This is a genomic window from Antarcticibacterium flavum (assembly GCF_006159205.1).
Taxonomy (GTDB): Bacteria; Bacteroidota; Bacteroidia; order Flavobacteriales; family Flavobacteriaceae; genus Gillisia; species Gillisia flava.
In genome coordinates this window covers 710,082-728,444 of the sequence record NZ_CP040812.1, presented here as the reverse complement: position 1 = coordinate 728,444, position 18,363 = coordinate 710,082, and the positions used below count along the sequence as shown (strand labels likewise).

The window sequence follows — 18,363 nt, the reverse complement described above, 5'->3', positions numbered from 1 at the left end:
GAGTAGTCAAAAATTTTTAAATTGAAACCTTCAGCTACAAACACCAAACACCAAACACCAAAACACAAAACATCAAACATCAAACACCAAACACCAAACACCAAACACCAACCCCCAAACTCCAAACACCAAATTTTACTAACGACTAACGACTAACGACTAATTCCCCCTGTTCCTCTTCTCGATCTCCTGCAATTTTTCGCTGATCTTTTCCTCCGGATACCATTCTCCCCGTACCATGACCCCGGCACGATCTTTTACATTAGAAATATCTTCTATTGGATTGGAATTCAGCAAAATGAGATCGGCACGGCGGCCGGGTTGTATGGTTCCAAATTCTTCAGGGGTTGCGAAATATTCGGCTGCATTCTTAGTTCCCGTCACCAGGACTTCATAGGGGGAAAGACCGGAATTAACCATCATTTCCAGTTCGTGGTGAATTGAAAACCCGGGCACGTTGAAGAATTGTGGCGCATCAGATCCCAAAACAATATTTGCACCGGCATCGTGAAGTTTTTTTGTTAGTTCCCGTCTAAATTCTACCAGTTTTGCTGTATCATCTGGTTGGAAATCATCGCGTTGCACATAGTCATTCTTGAATTTAACCCAGCCATCCAGTACCTGTTTGGGCATGTATTTCATTTCAGGGCGTTTGATCATTTCCTCAGCTTCTTCTTCATTGGCAAGATGTTCAATGAGGCTTAGGGTTGGTACATTCCAGGTGCCTGCCTCCAGTGTTTTTTCTATAGCCAGAGGGATCCTTTCCCGGTCAATAAGGCCTATGATCCCGCTGCCAAAGAAACCGTTGCTGCGGCCTTGTTTCGCCTCTTCGGGTACCAGGAACTCCACATACCTGTCATAATGATCAATGGAGGTTTGCCGTGCTTCAAGCGCTCCTGCCAGCCCCACTGCTTCCGGAATATGGCCACCAAAAGGCATTCCTATTTCATGAGCCGTCGCAGCCATTTGTTTATAGGTTTCAGGCTCAAGACTTCCAATTTTCAGGAGGTCAAAGCCTGTGGATTTATATTCCCTTACTGCATTATCTGCAGCTTGAGGGGTGGGAATAGCTTCCTGGCTTAGCCATGGGCTGGCTGCAAAAATGGTAGGGCCAGGTAATTCTCCTTTCCTTACTCGTTCCCGAAGTTGCAACTGGAACTTTGTACCCAGCATATTGCGAACGGTGGTGACCCCGTTAGCGATATAAAGGAAAAGGACATCTTCTGCATATTGGACCTGGTCCTCTCCTGGAATATGTCCGTGCATCTCTGCAAGTCCGGGCATAAGATAGCGGCCCCTGCCTTCAATTTCAACTGCTCCTTGCGGAATGGTAATTTCTGCTGAAGGGCCTAGCCTTGTGATCCTGTTGTTCTCTACGATCACATGATGATCCTCCAGTACTTCCTCCCGGTCCATGGGAAGTACATTCACATTTTTAAAAACAAATACTTCAGCTGTAATATCATCCTTTTCCTGTGCCTGAAGCTGATTTATAAATAGTAAAATAAATGCCAGTATCCCTAATATTTTTCTGAAGCTATTCATATAGTTTAGATTTAAATAGTATCTACTAATTTACTGAAAAAGAATGAGCAGAGGTTTAAAAAAGAGAAGTGCTAGTTAAAGAGAATCAAGAAACAAGAACCAAGAAACAAGAAAAGAGAAAAGAGAGAAGAGAAAAAAAGAGTCTAGAATCTGGAGTCACTGGCGTCCGGTAAAAATAGTATTTCTTGTTTTAATCTTAATAAACCTTGATTCTACCTCACTTCGATTTTTATTTTCAATCTATGGGGGTCCTATGTCAAAAAGGTTAGGTGCAAGCTGTATATTTTTAGGATAAATGTTAGGATCTGCTGATTTTAAAAGTAAGTCTGTAACTCTCACATAATTCATTAAATGAAGTCTAAATAGCCCGCAAATCACCGAATAAGATAATCTGCAACGTCGAGACCCTTTTCGAGCTATTTGGACCAGTAAATCCGCTATAAGTGCACACCAGATTTGAATTCGTATTGCATTCTCATTATCGCCAATAAAGCTGGTGATCTTAAGGTTTTGCTTGAGCCTTTTAAATAAAAGCTCAATTTGCCATCGCTGCTTGTATATTTCTGCAATTGTGCAAGCAGGCAGCTGCATATCATTGGTAATAAATTCAATTTCCCGTTGATCTTTGTGATCATAAAACTTTATAATGCGGCATTTTACTTTTTGTTTTTGCTGGCTATGCCCTAATTCTGCTCTACAGTCTTCCAATATGCCATATTGCTCATCCTCCTTAGTTAAGAGGTTATAATTCCCCCAAGTTACTTTGCATCTTTTGTGCAGTCGGCTTACAAAACTGACATCGTTTTTACTCCAATGAATAAATAAACCAAAATTTAAGTATGCCTTATCAAAAACTACAATGGTCTGTGCAGGAAGTTTTTTAAATCGGGGCATAAAATTTTTATCATTTTCCGCTGCTTTAGTAATCATTATTAAAGAAGGAACTTGTTCTTTTAGCCACATTCCAGTATGTATTTTAACTCCTCCCTTACGCCTCCCGTTAGCCATAGCATTACCACAGGCCTTCATTATATTCTTGAATAACGTAACAGTGGTAGAGTCAACCAAAAACAGCCTGGAGAGCCATTTTTCATTTTTAGGTATACTGCTGTCCGAGAAAAAACGATAGTGCTGCTTATATATGCTTATAAAGGTTTTTTCAAACAACTCAGAACACCGGCGCATATTAGCATCACTCACGGTGCTTCTGCATGGCATAGAACTCATTCCTAAATGTTTTAAACTTTGATTATGTGCTGCTAAACCAGAGCATAACTCACGTAATCCGCCAACATTCTCAATAACCGCAAACAACATACAGACCAGGTGATCCCAGGATGTAAATCGTTTGGTATAGCGATCTGTACCTAATTGGCCAACTAAACGGTTAAAATTGCTTCGGGGAATAAAAGATAACAGCTGTCCGAGAACCGGCATTCCAGAATTTCTTGTAATTTTGTCCATAATGTCCGCTTTAAGTGGAACCTTTAAAGGGAGTCTGTGGTCGAAAACGAGGACTCCCTTTTTCCATGGTATTAAGGTAGGATTTAATTTGGTTTACCGGACGCCAGTGAATCTGGAGTCTAGAGACTAGACCAATATAAAGCAGGATCACAGAATTTAGCTGAAGGAAATAGAAAAACATTCGTGCATATAGGGATATTTTATTTTCGTCTAACGTCTAACGTCTAACGTCTAACGACTAACGACTAACGACTAACGTCTAACGTCTAACGTCTAACGACTAACGACTAACGTCTAACGTCTAACGTCTAACGACTAACGACTAACGTCTAACGTCTAACGTCTAACGACTAACGACTAACGACTAACGTCTAACGTCTAACGTCTAACGTCTGACGACTAATCTTCAGTAAAAAGCTTCCCAATAGAATAAGTACGGGCATGGCCGCTAATTGCTACACGGTCACCTAGTAATTTGCACCCCAGGCTGCCGCCTCTGGGGGAGATTTGGCGGGCATTGAGATGAGTCTTATTTAATTTGCTGCTCCAGTAGGGAATTAGTGAACAGTGGGCAGAACCTGTGACAGGATCTTCAAATACAGAGGCCCCTGGTGTAAAGAAGCGGGAAACAAAATCTACCTCCTTTCCAGGTGCAGTAACTATGACCCCGCCTGTTCCCAACTCCAGCTTGTCAAAATGAAGCCGGTTAATATCTATATTTTTTACATCCTCTTCTTTGTCATATACCAAAACAAAATCACGGGCTTTTAAAACTTCCAGTGGTTGGATGTTCAGGGAATTTTTTAGCAGTTCAGGCATTTCAGCTGGTTCCGGTGTTCTGATAGGAAAATTGAGAGTATAGACTCCATTTTCTACGAGTACCTCCAGGTCTCCGCTATTGGTTTCAAAAAGTATCTTGTTGCCTTGATGTTTTCGAATCTCCTTTATAGCGTGTGCTGCCGCAAGAGTAGCATGTCCGCAAAGGTCCATTTCCATTTCAGGCGTGAATTAACGCAGGTGGTAGTTAAATCCCTGGTTCACAAAGAAGGCGGTTTCAGCCACAGCATTCTCACGAGCAATCCTGAGCAAGAGATCATCTGGTAACCACTCGCTTAGCGGCACAACACAGGCTGGGTTGCCCTCAAATATAGTTTCAGTAAAAGCATCGATCTGGTATAGGTGTAGCTGCATGATTTTTTTTTAAAGATACTGCTTTACCAATCTTTGTTTTTATATATAATGATCATTTTTAAGAACAGGGTGTCAACGTCAACATGGGGAGGTTTTGAATCTAAAATAGGTTCGGAAAATACAGGCTTTTTATAATTGGGTAAAGCGCTGTTTTCCATTGATGTAAATTTTAGTCCGGGTTCTATATTCTAGCAGCGGAAGCCGTCCAGACTCTTTAACCGGACAGCTATGGTTGAAGTATTCAGTTCTTTGCTTATTACCATAAAAATTAACCTATATGTAGATGATAGCACAACTGAACTTACTTAAACAGTTCATAATTCATTAATTTTCATTATATTCAAATATTTGATAATTAACTACTTATATTAATATGCATTAAAATTCCGGCTTTTCTACCGGTATGCGCTAACCATTCAAAATGATAAGGGATTTTGCGAAAAAAGTAAATTGCAAAATCCCTGATGCGTTAAAGGATCTGGTAGTAGGTGTTATCATAGGTCATTCTGGAAAAGCGGTCGATGAGGTAATCCCTATGTACGCATCTGGTTATGCCGTATTAATCAATATTTTTGAAGACAAACCATCTTTAATAATAGATGGGAAAAAACAGGAAATTAAATCCCGTCTTATTATTGCAGGTCAAATTTGCGATAAGATTATTTTTTTTCAGATAAACGGGATATTTGGCCAGCTTGGTATTGTTCTCCATCCTACGGCTCCTTATTATCTTTTTCACAAATCTGGAGTTGCTTTTTTAAATACCTGGAGTAGCCTGGAGGAAAACACTCCCTTTAATACCCGTGATTTTAGCAATAACCTACAAACCGCACATTCCAGAGATGGTCGAATTCAAATCATGTTCAATTTCCTTATTGAATTGGAGAAGCATCGAATTCCTAAAATACACTGGCTTGATGAATCTCTTGAATTAATTCTGAAAAGTAATGGAAGGATTTCCCAAAGGGAACTTATTATAAAATCTGCTGTTTCTGCGAGACATTACAGGCGAATCTTTAAAAAAGTTATTGGGGTTTCACCTAAGTATTATTGCAAGATCATACAACTTGCCACTGTTTTCGAATTGCTTAAGAATTCAGAAAAACAAAAACTTCACCATTTGGCCCTGGATTGTGGCTATTATGACCAATCCCATTTTATACGTGATTTTCAGAAATTAATAGGTAGAAGTCCCGGGGATTTTATGAATGGAAAGTTTTCGTATCTAAGCACCTATATGGGTAGAAGGGGAATTTAAAGAATTCATAAAAAATTACATCGTAAGATCTGGAGAAGAAATGGAGTATTATAAGGGACGCAATCAGAATCATTTTTAGGCTGCAAACCAAAAGTAAAAAAGAAGAACGACCACCAGAACACCTCCCAGGATAAGCTGGCCTTTCAGCATAAGCCAATCCCAGTTTATTTGTTCAAGGTAAAGTTTTATATCTTCCCGCTCTTTCGTGCTATCTTTTTTCTCTTTCATGATTTCAGGTTTTTGTTCCAAACAACATCGCTCTTTATTAATAAGACGTAAAGAGTTTAATATTGTTTCACTCTTGGGAATATTTTAACTCCAAAAGACAGAATCTTATAGATTTCTTCAGAACTTGTTTAAAATCCTGCCTTCCGCACTATGCAATTGGATAAAATATAAACGCCTCCTTTTTATTATCCTTTTGAAATATTTAAATTGCCTAAGGTCTTTCTTTATATGGTTAGAGGGCCTATCAATCTCGCCAATGGAGTAAAAGATAGATTAAGAAATTTCCAGAAATCCTGAAGATCAAAAATGATATTTCCCATGCGTTGAAATTTTAATCCAAGCACTGGATTCCAGCAGCGAAAGTGATCAAGACACTTTTACCTTACAACATTAATTGTTTACTTTTAAGGCTCAAACCTGTTTTTATGAATGATCTTAAGGACCGTATCCTGGCGCTGCAGCTGCAAAGTGCTGCACTTGAGCCGGGAGAGGGGGAGCGTGACCGGCTGCTTGAGGAATTACAATACTATTCCAATAATTTCATAAACTCTCTTGGGGAACAAAAAGCTTATATAGGAGAGAAAGCAGATGTTTCCACTTTCCAAATAGGTGAGGGAACACGTACTCTTAAGGAAGTGCTGGAAATTTATAGCAGGGAAGTGGCAGCAAAGGGTGTGAAGCCTGCCAGTGGAGGCCATATGGGTTATATTCCCGGTGGCGGCATCTTTACCGCAGCACTTGGCGATTACCTGGCCGATGTTACCAATGAATATGCGGGTATTTCTTTTGCCTCCCCCGGTGCTGTCGCGATGGAACACGCGCTGCTTAATTGGATGAAGTCCTTATTTAATTTTCCCGAAACAGCAGTAGGCAATCTTACTTCGGGCGGGTCCATTGCCAATATGATCGCTCTTACCGCAGCGCGGGACAAATACGTGATAAAAGGGGCACAAATCGAAAAAAGTGTGGTGTATCTAAGTGAACACCTGCACCATTGTAATCTTAAAGCCCTTAGAATAATTGGCCTGGAAGATGTGGTCATTCGCCACCTGCAGTTGGATGAACGTTCGCGAATTGATCCAGGAGATCTTGAAAAAAAGGTAAATGAAGATAAGCTTGCCGGGCTAAAACCTTTCCTTGTTATAGCTTCTGCCGGTACTACAGATACCGGGGCAGTGGATCCCCTTAAAGATATTGGGGAAATTTGTTTGGCAGAAGATCTTTGGTTTCACATTGATGCTGCCTATGGCGGATTCTTTATTCTTACTGAAAAATGTAAATCAATGTTTAGAGGGATAGGGCTGGCCAATTCTCTTGCCATAGATCCCCATAAAGGTTTGTTTCTTCCGTTTGGCCTGGGCGCGGTTTTAATAAAGGACAGGGAAGCAGTATTCCACTCTCATCATCACAATGCCAACTACATGCAGGATGCTAAGGAAAACGCCGAAGTTATAGATCCTGCCGATGTTTCACCTGAACTTACAAAGCATTTTAGGGCCTTGCGCCTCTGGTTGCCATTACAACTGCATGGAACAGCGCCTTTCATTGCCTGCCTGCAAGAAAAGCTCCTGCTTACCAAATACTTCAGAATTAAATTGAAGGAAGCCGGTTTTAAACTTGGCCCGGAACCAGATCTTACCGTAAGTTACTTCTGGTGGCCTCTTGCCGTGGGAGATGAAAATTCTTTTAATAAAAGACTCATCAAAGAGATCCATAGAGATGGGCGGGTATTCCTTACGTCAACTACAATCAAGGGTAAATTCGTTATAAGACTGGCAATCCTGTCCTTTCGATCAAAAATTGAAACCGTAGACCGGGCAATGGAAATGATCCTCACCGCAAAAGAGAAGGTCCTGGCAGAGGATAAGGATTTGGGAATTTAGCGTAGCTTTTAGGTTTAACTGATTATAATCATAGGATGTTTTCCGGTTTCCTGTTACCTTAAAGGCTGCTAAAAGGACATTATGAGTATTTCCAGAAATATCCCGGGAGGAAAACGCCCAAAGGAAAGTGATCTCCATTCACGAAACAAGGGGGTAATCAATAAAGAATATATTGGGGAGTTTGTCTACGGGGGAATTGACGGGGCTATCACTACATTTGCCGTGGTGGCGGGGGCAGAGGGGGCGAGCCTGGGAGTGACTGTTGTTGTGATTTTGGGAATAGCCAATTTAATTGCAGATGGTTTCTCCATGTCTGTAGGTAATTTCTTTTCAACCAAAGCTGAAAGGGATAATTTTGAAAAACACCGTCAAATTGAATATTGGGAAGTAGAGAATCTCAGGGAAAAGGAAGTGCAGGAAATACGCGAGATCTATGCCGCAAAAGGTTTTAAAGGCAGCCTACTGGAACAGGTTGTGGAAGTGATCACCTCCAATAAAGATGTTTGGGTAGACACTATGATGAAAGAGGAGCTGGAGATGGTAGTAGGGGATAAGACTCCTTTTAAAACTGCAGGGGTTACCTTCTTTAGCTTTATACTTGTGGGTGCTGTACCTCTGCTGTCCTATGTATTTATTGGAAATGACCTTATATCTGGCCCAGATCTTTTCCTTTATTCCTGCCTGCTCACCGCTGTAGCCCTTTCGATCGTGGGAGCCCTCAAAAGTCTTGTCACAGAAAAAAATGTTATTATTGGGATCCTCGAAACCCTTCTCTTAGGTGGGATAGCAGCACTACTTGCTTATTATGTGGGAGATGTGCTGGAGAAGATGTTTATGTGATTTGTGAATAGTAAATCATTGATGTCCAATTAATATAATGTGAATATACGTTTAGTCCTTTTATGTATAGTCTAAGGTCATGTCAACCTCGAAATGGGGCCGGTTTGGAATCTAAAATAGATTTATGAAATCCACGCTATTTAGGTATGGGTAAAGTGCTGTTTTCCATTGAAGTAGATTTTAGTCTAGATTCTATTCTATCAGCGAAAGCGGTCTAGTCTCTTTAACCGGACAGCAATGAATAGTGATTAGTGAGTAGAGGAAAGGAAAAAGTGGAGAGTGAAGAGTGGAGAGTGGAGAGTGGAAAGTGAATAGTCAAAACGGAAAAAAAATTATGGAAAGTTGCCGGGATCTTCGGAATTGAAACCGATAAATTTTTTAATAATTGCTATATGTTTTTTGAGATTTGGAATTTAAAATCATGGGTGTCCGCTTAAAATAAGGTTGATGGTCTGTTTTTCTGGCCAATCAAAAGTCCGGGTTCTAGATTCTGGCAGCTGAAGCGGTCCGGACTCTTCCACCGGACAAGAATGTTTTAAAATATTGAAATAAATCTATACATTTATTGCTGAAAAATCAAAGTTCCTGTTTAAGTTTTATCCCAGGCTTCCTTATGAAAAAAAATCTTTCCCCTCTGTTATTCCTTGTGTTTCTGATACTTTTTTCCTGTACCACATCTGATGCTCCTGAAGAACGCAAAGTGCCGGAAGTAGCTGTAGATGAAGACACTGCTTTTTATCTTGCTTTACGCAATGATGGACAGCTGTTTGAAATTGGAGACACTACAGGAGAAATAAAAACCGTCAATAAGATACCTGGAATAGATTTCAATACGGTGATTAATGGTGTTACAGCTTCGTCAACAAAACTTTTTATTTATGAACATGAGTTTGATCCTTTTCAGGCCTATATCCACGTTTATAATTTTTCAAATAAAACAAGCACCGCACATAAGCTCACATTTGCTGAAGATGATTTTGGGACCTTCGCAGGCCTCGTGTCCATGGAATGGGATGAGGAAAAGAAAGTCCTCATAGGGCTGGTAAAGGAAAACTTTGGAGAGAACTATCCGGTTGCAAGCAGGGTAGCTCATATTGATCCTGTAACTTTTAAGGTAACTCCCCTGGAAATTGAGGTGGAAAAAGGCCATATAATGGGTACACTTCTTATAGGTAATAGTATTTACGCATCATCTTTTCGCACTTCCACGGGAAGTGGGATGACAGAGTTTTTCAGGATCGATCTTAGTAATGGCTCAGTAACCAACCTTGAGGTAGATGGAATGACGATTCCTCCAATCCATCTTTCTCAGGATCCCGGAAGTAATACTGTTTTTGGTTTTCTTCCCGTCTTAGGTTCCACTTTTATGGGAGAATCAAATCCTGTTACAATGAATTTGGAATCTGGTGCGGTCACTTATTTGCTGCCCGGGGAGACCACGGGAACAAAACACCAGTTTGGGCGTTCCTTCTTCAATGTTGACACCAATGAGCATGTGGATATCATAACTTCTCCTACCTATAATGCCCTGTTTAGATATAATTCAGTAACTCAGGAAATCATCATTACCAAGCTGCCAAATACTAATGACCTTAGCAGTATGATTTCACTGGTAGGAGTGAGGAGGGGGTAGGAGTTATAGAGTTATGAGTTATGAGTTATGGAATTGTGAGTTATGGAGATAGGTGTTAGGAGTTACGAATTGATTTTGTGAATTACCTATCATTGGTGTCCGATTAATATAATCTGAATTTCCGTTTAGCCTTGCTATGTATAGTCTGAGGTCATTTCAACCTCAACAGGGGGGTGGTTTTGAATCTAAAATAGTTTAGGAAAATCCACTTTTTTTGAAGTGAGCAAAGCGCTGTTTTCCACGAAGTAAATTTTTGTCCAGGTTCTATATTCTAGCAGCGGAAGCGGTCCAGACTCTTTAGCCGGACAATAATGAATTACCTATCAAAGATTAAACTTCAATTTCAGATGAGGTGATCTTCTCTGGTTAAAAAGCCTAATGAGGAGGTCATGGGAGCAAAATTGAAATTTTCAGATAAAATAGTACGATTGAGTATCGAACCTCTACGTAATCCGGTAAAATCCGCGTAATCTATTTTTTCCGTAACTTGAGTAGAAACAAAGTTTTTGATCTATGATCCTGAATTCTGTACCGGCTATCTTGCTGCTGTGTTTGATCCATATTTTTGTTAATAAACTTAGGTTAACAGGCATGCCCAGGAGCAAGTGGTTGTCTATTGCGGGGGGCATCTCTGTTTCCTATATTTTCCTGCAGGCGTTTCCGGAACTCCACCATTTCCAGGAAGAAATGAACAGGGAAGAGGTTTTTTCTATAGGGAGGATCCACGAACTGGAAATATACCTCGTGGGACTACTGGGCCTCACTTTTTTTTACGGACTTGAAAATAAAACTCGAAAATCTGTAGAATCCAGGAGGAAACCTAACGAAGGGGAACATACAGAAAATATTGGGATCTTCTGGATACATATTAGTTCCTTCGCAGTTTATAATTTTATCATTGCTTACCTGCTTCTCAACAGGGAAGAGGTCTCTTTTTTACAAATGCTTTTATATGCTGTGGCAATGTCCTTTCATCTCATTGTAACAGACCATTCCCTGGAATCACATTTCGCAAGCAGTTATCGTAAAAAGGGCAGGTGGTTGCTTGTAACTGCTCTCCTTGCAGGGTGGGCTACTTCAATTTTCACCAGTATCCCACATGTGTATGTTGGGATCATTTTTGCATTTATTGCAGGGGGCGTAATTATGAATGTAATGAAAGAAGAACTCCCAAGGGAGCGTGAAAGCAATCTCCTTTCCTTCCTCGCCGGGGTTTTGTTTTACAGTGTGGTGCTTCTTCTGGTGTAACAAGGTCATTTGGCCCTTCTTGATTCTCTTTAATTAGCCACGAATGCACGAATGTTTTTCTATTTCCTTCTGCTAAATCTGTGATTTTGCCTTATTACATTTGTCTAGGCTCTAGACTCCAGACTCTATTTTCTCTATTCTCTTCTCTCTTTTCTTGTTTCTTGTTTCTTGTCTCCTGGCTATTGATTCTCTTTAATTAGCCATGAATTCAAGAATATCTTTTAGTGGTCAATTTTTTTTGTCCTTATCCTTTCTCTTCTCCTGTTTCCTGTAGTTCACCCATTTACAATTACATGAACAAAAAGCAGTGATTTACCCTATAATTTTAACCTGCTGAAAGTTAGAAATTAATTTTATTAAGTATTACCTTAATAGGTTGATTGTCAATGATTAAATAATTTAAATCTGTTATTATGAGAACAAAAATGATTTATTATGTAGCAGCTGTGGCAATGCTGTTGTTTTCCTGTGAAAAGGAAGCAATGGAAGCTGAAATTCAGGAGGTGCCACTCCACCTGGAAGTCGATAATGTAAAAGCGAAGCAAGTGCTAACTTTTAAAGCCCATCTTTCCGGGGACCAGGAAGTTCCTCCTGCAGAGACAAATGCTACCGGACAAACAAACTTTAAACTAAGTAAGGATGGGATGGAGCTGGAATATAAATTGATTGTAGCCAATATCGAGAATGTGAGAATGGCTCATATACATGTAGCTCCTGTAGGGGTTAATGGAGGGGTGGTTGCCTGGTTATATCCAGATGGTCCACCTCCACAAACTATCCCGGGTAGAACCGACGGTATCCTCACACAGGGGACTATTACAGCAGGTGACCTCGTGGGTGATCTTGAAGGTGGTAGTCTGCAGGATCTTGTTGACCTAATGACAGCAGGCCAAACCTATGTTAATGTGCATACTGATCAATTTCCCGGAGGAGAGATTCGCGGGCAAATATCTGCCAATAATAAAAAATAATATTAAAGTATTGCTTAATTCCCCCGGGGATTAAGTGCTTTTAAAAAAACCAGGAAGCTAGAACGAAGAGCCAGGAATCAATTCTCAAGGATTAACGGAATGACGAATCCCGAATTAACTTATCACGAATTAACGAACTAACCATTCCCCGTCTTCACAATAATTAGTTAAGCAACGCTCTAAAGGTATCCCCCTGCGCGATGTCGCCACTGCTGTAACCCCGTTTAAACCATTCCATTCTTTGTTGAGAGGTACCGTGGGTGAAAGCGTCGGGAACTACGGTTCCTGAAGTTCGTTTTTGAATGGCATCATCCCCTACGGCACTTGCTGCGCTAAGGGCTTCTTCGATATCACCTTCTTCAAGGTATTTCCTGTTATGATGTGCCCATACCCCGGCATAGAAGTCGGCCTGTAATTCCAGGGCTACAGATAGTTTATTGGCATCTGCCTGGCTAAGGTTCTGTTGCCTTTGTCTTACTTCTCCTGCTGTACCCGTAAGATTTTGAATATGATGGCCTACCTCGTGTGCAATGACATAGGCAATGGCGAAGTCTCCTTCCTTGGCTCCAAAGCGGGCATGAAGTTCGTCAAAGAACCTTAGATCCATATAGATCTTTTCATCTGCCGGGCAGTAAAATGGTCCTACTGCAGCCGATGCACCGCCGCAGGCACTGCGTACTGCATCTGTAAAAAGCACCATTCCGGGTTCTCTATAATTTGAATTATGCTGCGAAAAGATGTTGTTCCATACATCTTCTGTATCGGCCAGGACTGTGGCAGAGTAATCACCAAGTTCTACCTCCTCTGCGGTAAGCTCCCTTTCCTGTGTGGTCGCAGGACCCTGATCCTGAAGCTGATTAAGGACCTCGGCATCACCTGTAAATAAATAAATTGCAAGGGCTATCATTCCCAGAATTCCGCCACCTGCGGCCAACCCTTTGCCAGATTTTCCTCTCCTGTCATCTACATTTGAGCTTTTTCTTCTCCCTTGCCATTTCATTATTAAAGTATTTATATTAAAACCACAAAGTAGTTAAAATTTGAGCAGGAGGATGTTGGGGATTTCTTAAAAAGGGAGGGATGTTGGCGGTTGAAAAAGTTGTAGGTTGTCGGTGGAAAAAAGTTATAGGTTGTAGGTTGTATGTTAAAAAAAGAGGAAAGAGAAAAGTGGGAAGAGGATAGTCAACCCATTTTAAACAAACGTATAACCAAACTCATGGAATGTTGTGGTTGGTTATGTCTGTTATAATTTCCAGGGATTCTAAATTTCTCTTCTCTCTTCTCTCTTCTCTCTTCTCTCTTCTCTCTTCTCTCTTCTCTCTTTGTACTTGGTTCTTGGTTCTTGTCTCTTGTCTCTTGTCTCTTGTCTCCAAACACTCATTTCGAGCTCGAGCTACCTAATTCCCGGCTCCACTGGCTCCCCTTTTTGGTACCGTCCACATGTAAATGGTGGCTCCATCTACCACTGCAGTTTTTTCCGGTTCCCAGTCACCCATGCTAAAAGCATGTGAAACTATTCTCGTTCCGGGTTTTAATTGTTGGAGCAGGGTGGGTCTGAGTTTTTCATTCAGGCTGCTTAAAAGATATAATGTTACCACCGTTGCTTCGCTGAAATCGCTTTCAAAAAGATCGGCCTCGATGAATTCCACATCATCTGTTACTCCGGCATTTCTTGCATTTTCATTGGCTTCCTCAATTCTTTCAGGGTCTATATCTATTCCAACTCCCTTTGCACCGTAATTTTTAGCGGCATGAATTACGATACGGCCATCGCCGCATCCAAGGTCATAAACCACATCACTTGATTTTACATCGGCCATTCTAAGCATTGCATCTACAACGGGCTCCCTGGTTGGAACATACACCACATCTGGTTTCTTTTGAGCAATGGCAGGCTCAATTGCCCAAAAGACTATAAACATTATAGCGGCAAAGGTTTTTAAACTGTTCATAATTTCTGAATTTTAATGGTTAATAAATTGTATGATTAATTTAGATGTTCATTTTTGTTGTGGCCATTCTGTTTAAACTTCAGACCATGATTTTCTCCGGTCACAGATGGTTTCAGCAGCAAAAAGATTATACCAATGGCCAGGACTGCTATTCCCACCAATGCCCCCAGCCGGTATAGGCTATACTGGAATACAGTAAATAGGCGCTGGTAAGACAAAATACCAGGGGTAGTATGGGGTACAGTGGTACACGGAAAGGCCTTTCAGTATCTGGTTCTTTTTTTCTTAAAACAAATAAGGCAATTCCCACAAGTAGCAGGAAAAACCAAAAAACCGGTGCAGTGTAATCGATCATTGTCTCAAAGCCGCTTCGAGAAAAAAAGCCAAAGCTAACCAGTACCAGTGCGATGGCACCCTGTATCAGGAAAGCGTTTACGGGCCCTGCTTTTCGGGTCTTCCATTTGCCCATAAAGGAAAATGCTTTGAAGTCCCTGCCAAGGGCATAGTTGGAACGGGCCCCTGTAAAAATAGTTGCATTAGCCGAAGTCATTGCGGCAATTGCAACTACCAGGGATATAAGAATGAGGCCGGTTTGGCCAAAGGCGGCTCCCATGAGGTCACCTGCCACAGCACTGGAACCTGCCATCCCATCAAGTCCCAGGCCTTTTAGAAAGGCAATGTTTACAAGAAAATACACGAGGGTAATTATTATAATGCTAAGCACCAGTGCCATAGCCATCTTTTTCTTTCCTGAGCGTATTTCAGCAGAAATATATGCAGCTTCATTCCAGCCACCAAAAGTAAGTAGTACAAATACCATTGCCAGGCCAAGGGAATTACCCGCTTCTGTTGCCGGAACAAACGAAAAGGAAACATCTGTAGCAGCAGGTACAAAGAAAAGCCCTGCAATAATGACAGCAAGGATCCCCAGTACTTCAAGGCTGGTGAGTAATTTTTGCGTCCCGGCGCCCATTTTAACTCCAATTATATTTATTGTAGTGAGGAGCAGGACGATAAGCCCGGCATAAAGAACAGAGGAATATTCTCCCAAACTGTAAATTTGAGTGGCATAATCTCCAAAGATGAAAGCTAATAAAGCTATAGAGCCGGTTTGGATGACGCTCATTCTAGCCCAGGCAAAAAGGAATGCTGTTCTTTTTCCAAAAGCTCTCATTAAAAAGTGATAATCACCTCCGGTATTGGGGAAGGTGGTGGTAAGCTCGGCATAACAAAGGGCACCAATTAAAGAAACTGCTCCTCCAATAAGCCACACCCCAAGCATTAGTCCGCCAGATTCTACATTGCCCGCCACCAGGGAGGGTGTTCGAAAAATACCCGCACCTATAACAATTCCCACAATAAGAGCTATAGCATCAACGGCTCCCAAAACCCTTTTAGGGGTTTCAGGTTGTACAGACTTTTTTTCCTGTGCTGGTGCTAAAACTTCTTCCTGGGCTGTTGGCATATAATCGTTTCTTGATCTTATCAGATTTAATTGCAAAAGCAATTTCTGCTCAAATCGCTATAGCCCTGCCATATTTCGAAGCATTATTGGGAAGCAAAAAAATAAACCTGATTCTTTACTTCCCTGAAACTATGAAATTTAGCTCTTATCCAGACGCCCTTTGGGAAAAGTTTTGCATTTGGATTAAGGAGAGGATAAATTGAAAGGGCTGGTCTTGAGAATAACCTTAAAAGATTCTTCTTAGAATATTCAACACCGATAATTAGAAAAACCAGCGCCTGCTTTTACTTTTAAAATTGTTTTGTTTCTAAATATTCCATCGCTTTCTCCAGCACAGGATCGCTATTTTCGATATACTGTGCCAGGGTTTTTTTTACCTCAATGTCCGGTAGTATTCCCACACCCACAAACTCCCGCCCATCTGGATAAGTATCCTGTTTGGTGCATATCCTTGCAAAGGCATTGCCCGGTAATTCAAACGCCAGGGGCTGGCCCGTGCTTCCAAAGGTAGGTTCTCCAATCTTGATCATATGTGGCTTACCGTGGGCATAGATAAGAAAATCCTCTGCGGCAGATGCTGTCTTGCTGGAAATGAGCAGGGCGGTAGGCACGATGATCCTTTTTTCCTTTATTTTTAGGGTATCTGGCTTGTAAGGGAGAGAATGATAAAGCTCGTCCCGGAAAGCAAGAAAGGTCCTTTTTGCCCCCTCATTTTGAATGGTATCTTTCTCGGCAGTCCAGCGACCCCAGGCTTTAAGAGTGGGAATATGCATCCTGCTTCGGGATCTTGAGCTATACAAGATCTCATCCTCAATTAAATATTGAAGGATCTCCCGGCCAATACTGGTATTGCCGCCACCATTATCTCGTAGATCTATAATAAGATTTTTTGCCTTGTATAATTCCGGAAGAATTTCCCTGAACCTCTTGGTTATGGCAGGATCATCAAATGAATTGAGTGCCAGGTACGCAGTATTCCCGGCCATCCATTTAAATTCCAACAGTTCTTTTTTGTTGAGCGGGGGAAAGAAGGGCTCTTCAGTATTGCGGGCAGCAATACGTAATTCCATTTCTTCCCTTCTTCCATTAGGTAAATGGAATTTAATTTGAAAAGTTTTGCCAATGGGAGCCTGGAACATTCGATGTATTGCCATCTCCTCTAAAACGTAGGAAGTAGAGGAGGATATAAATGGTTTTATTTGAAGATCCAGGTATTCCTGCACTGGAAGTGCATTGACCTCAAGTATTCTAGTGCCAATGGGTAATTCTTCCTGTTTGCTCTCATTTATACCTGCTATAATTACCTGTCCTTCTATCCCGGTAAGCCGGAGGGAATATCCCTCAAATTGATTGTTAAGCTGGTCCCTTACATTTTGTGGCATATAGATATTGGTATGCCCGTCGTTGAGCATTGCGCAAAATTTTTCCAGCAATCGAAAATATTCATAATCATTAGTGGTTTCCTGCACCTGTATTATTAGCTTTTTATACTCCTCGTCCCAGGCCTCACGATCTATTTTATTGAGATACACAAAATTGTAATTTACCTCCTGCCAAAATTTAGAGAGTCCATATACTTTATCTGTAGCAGTGAGATCTGCCGGCATTTGTGCAAAAACCTGGGTTGCAAAAAGGAAACTTATAATATGAATGAATTGTTTCATAGTTCGAATTTTCCATAAGAGACTATCAACCAATAATTTTGTTACTGCTTAGGTGAAATTTTTTACGCAACCTTTTGAAGTTTTGAGGTCATATATATAATGGAAGGTAGGACAGGGATAATAATCCCGGCCATTCTAAAAAAGAGTGCCTTATGAAAAGAATTCTGCTAATAATACTTATCATTTTGACAGGCTGTTCGAGAGATTCTTCTCCAGGGAACTCAAAAATATTCGGCACCTGGGGAAGGTCATTTGCCTTCAACCCTGCTGCAGTTGGGGAGGAGGGAACCGGCAATCTTCTTAGCGTTACACGCTATATTTTCAAAAATGACTATTCCTTTGAGAGTTTTACATTTCTTATGAATGAGGATTCCATGGAGATCCCGGGCTATTGGAGCCGTAAGATGGGCACTTTTACCCAACAGGGGAATCGGCTTTTTTTGATCTATGACCTTTATAATACAGGAGGCGAAGCTTTAAGTGACTTTCCCCATATTGATAAGGAGGATCTTGTCCTTGCTGCTGAAGGTGTTGAGTGGGAGTTTAATTTTTCAATTCTTGAGGATAACAGTATCCTTAAATTTGAATTCGACCCCTGCGGACCCCTGGAAAATTGTGTGGGAGAGATGACGCTGGTGAGGGTAAAATAGTATGCCGCCTGTGAAACCGGTGAATACCTGATTTAATATATATTCCCTTACGATGTACAGGTACTACAGGAAAAATAAATAAAAGGTTTAAATTAGCTTTTTTATACAAAGCTATATGGCAACGACAAAGATCACAGTTAACAATAATGGATCCCTTATAATTGACGGGGATTTCGAGATAGTAGATAAAAGCGGAAATTCCTATGACTTGGGAGGAAGGGATAAGGTAACTCTTTGCCGCTGCGGACTCTCTAACAACAAACCTTTTTGTGACGGCTCTCACAGGAATCACTTTGAGCATGATGCCGTGGCATTTGCACTTCCTCCAAAAAAGGTGTAGCTTCTCTGGCAGGAGTACAATTCATTTTACC

The 18,363-nt window shown here is 41.0% G+C and carries 16 protein-coding genes and 1 pseudogene; 8 read left to right on the top strand and 9 right to left on the bottom strand.

Annotated elements, in window-relative coordinates:
• Nucleotides 1-159: 159 nt before the first annotated feature.
• The 3 genes and pseudogenes from FHG64_RS03135 to FHG64_RS03125 form a co-directional block, all read right to left on the bottom strand.
• Nucleotides 160-1,545 carry an amidohydrolase family protein gene (locus FHG64_RS03135; protein WP_139065038.1) on the bottom strand — a complete coding sequence of 462 codons (1,386 nt, stop codon included), beginning with the start codon at nt 1,543-1,545 and terminating at the stop codon, nt 160-162.
• Between the two features lie 240 nt (nt 1,546-1,785).
• Nucleotides 1,786-3,009 (bottom strand): IS4 family transposase, encoded by a 1,224-nt coding sequence (locus FHG64_RS03130; protein ID WP_139065037.1) that lies wholly within the window; start codon nt 3,007-3,009, stop codon nt 1,786-1,788.
• Between the two features lie 399 nt (nt 3,010-3,408).
• Nucleotides 3,409-4,200: pseudogene (locus FHG64_RS03125) on the bottom strand (PhzF family phenazine biosynthesis protein).
• A gap of 421 nt (nt 4,201-4,621) precedes the next feature.
• Between FHG64_RS03125 and FHG64_RS03120 the strand changes: the two are divergent.
• Nucleotides 4,622-5,458 (top strand): helix-turn-helix domain-containing protein, encoded by an 837-nt coding sequence (locus FHG64_RS03120; RefSeq protein WP_139065036.1) that lies wholly within the window; start codon nt 4,622-4,624, stop codon nt 5,456-5,458.
• A 75-nt stretch (nt 5,459-5,533) separates the two neighbouring features.
• Here the strand turns inward: FHG64_RS03120 and FHG64_RS19110 are convergent, their stop codons facing one another.
• Nucleotides 5,534-5,686, bottom strand: a complete 153-nt coding sequence (locus FHG64_RS19110) for a hypothetical protein (protein WP_168191308.1) — start codon at nt 5,684-5,686, stop codon at nt 5,534-5,536.
• 425 nt (nt 5,687-6,111) lie between these two features.
• On the opposite strand from FHG64_RS19110, the gene FHG64_RS03115 reads away from it, so the two are divergent.
• From FHG64_RS03115 to FHG64_RS03095, 5 genes are all read left to right on the top strand, one after another.
• Nucleotides 6,112-7,569 (top strand): pyridoxal phosphate-dependent decarboxylase family protein, encoded by a 1,458-nt coding sequence (locus FHG64_RS03115; RefSeq protein ID WP_139065035.1) that lies wholly within the window; start codon nt 6,112-6,114, stop codon nt 7,567-7,569.
• A gap of 81 nt (nt 7,570-7,650) precedes the next feature.
• Nucleotides 7,651-8,409, top strand: coding sequence for a VIT1/CCC1 transporter family protein (locus FHG64_RS03110; protein ID WP_139065034.1), 759 nt, complete (start codon nt 7,651-7,653; stop codon nt 8,407-8,409).
• Between the two features lie 613 nt (nt 8,410-9,022).
• Nucleotides 9,023-10,042: a hypothetical protein gene (locus FHG64_RS03105; RefSeq protein WP_139065032.1), complete on the top strand. Its 1,020-nt coding sequence runs from the start codon at nt 9,023-9,025 to the stop codon at nt 10,040-10,042.
• A 513-nt stretch (nt 10,043-10,555) separates the two neighbouring features.
• Nucleotides 10,556-11,290 (top strand): hypothetical protein, encoded by a 735-nt coding sequence (locus FHG64_RS03100; protein WP_139065031.1) that lies wholly within the window; start codon nt 10,556-10,558, stop codon nt 11,288-11,290.
• A 413-nt stretch (nt 11,291-11,703) separates the two neighbouring features.
• On the top strand, nt 11,704-12,261 hold the full coding sequence (locus FHG64_RS03095; RefSeq protein WP_218937551.1) for a CHRD domain-containing protein: 558 nt from the start codon (nt 11,704-11,706) through the stop codon (nt 12,259-12,261).
• Nucleotides 12,262-12,424: 163 nt separating this feature from the next.
• Here FHG64_RS03095 and ypfJ read toward each other — a convergent pair whose 3' ends face one another.
• The 5 genes from ypfJ to FHG64_RS03075 all read right to left on the bottom strand — a co-directional run bounded on the left by ypfJ (nt 12,425) and on the right by FHG64_RS03075 (nt 17,342).
• Nucleotides 12,425-13,261, bottom strand: a complete 837-nt coding sequence (gene ypfJ, locus FHG64_RS03090; protein ID WP_139065030.1) for a KPN_02809 family neutral zinc metallopeptidase — start codon at nt 13,259-13,261, stop codon at nt 12,425-12,427.
• Nucleotides 13,262-13,475: 214 nt separating this feature from the next.
• On the bottom strand, nt 13,476-13,634 hold the full coding sequence (locus FHG64_RS19105) for a hypothetical protein (protein ID WP_168191307.1): 159 nt from the start codon (nt 13,632-13,634) through the stop codon (nt 13,476-13,478).
• 24 nt (nt 13,635-13,658) lie between these two features.
• Nucleotides 13,659-14,213 carry an SAM-dependent methyltransferase gene (locus FHG64_RS03085; protein ID WP_139065029.1) on the bottom strand — a complete coding sequence of 185 codons (555 nt, stop codon included), beginning with the start codon at nt 14,211-14,213 and terminating at the stop codon, nt 13,659-13,661.
• A 148-nt stretch (nt 14,214-14,361) separates the two neighbouring features.
• A complete protein-coding gene (locus tag FHG64_RS03080; protein WP_218937549.1) occupies nt 14,362-15,678 on the bottom strand; it encodes an APC family permease in 1,317 nt (438 codons plus the stop codon).
• 290 nt (nt 15,679-15,968) lie between these two features.
• Nucleotides 15,969-17,342, bottom strand: a complete 1,374-nt coding sequence (locus FHG64_RS03075; protein WP_139065028.1) for a S41 family peptidase — start codon at nt 17,340-17,342, stop codon at nt 15,969-15,971.
• 152 nt (nt 17,343-17,494) lie between these two features.
• Here FHG64_RS03075 and FHG64_RS03070 point away from each other — a divergent pair, with 152 nt between their 5' ends.
• Both FHG64_RS03070 and FHG64_RS03065 read left to right on the top strand, forming a co-directional pair.
• Nucleotides 17,495-17,992 (top strand): hypothetical protein, encoded by a 498-nt coding sequence (locus FHG64_RS03070; protein ID WP_139065027.1) that lies wholly within the window; start codon nt 17,495-17,497, stop codon nt 17,990-17,992.
• A 115-nt stretch (nt 17,993-18,107) separates the two neighbouring features.
• Nucleotides 18,108-18,332 (top strand): CDGSH iron-sulfur domain-containing protein, encoded by a 225-nt coding sequence (locus FHG64_RS03065; RefSeq protein ID WP_139065026.1) that lies wholly within the window; start codon nt 18,108-18,110, stop codon nt 18,330-18,332.
• Nucleotides 18,333-18,363: the final 31 nt, after the last annotated feature.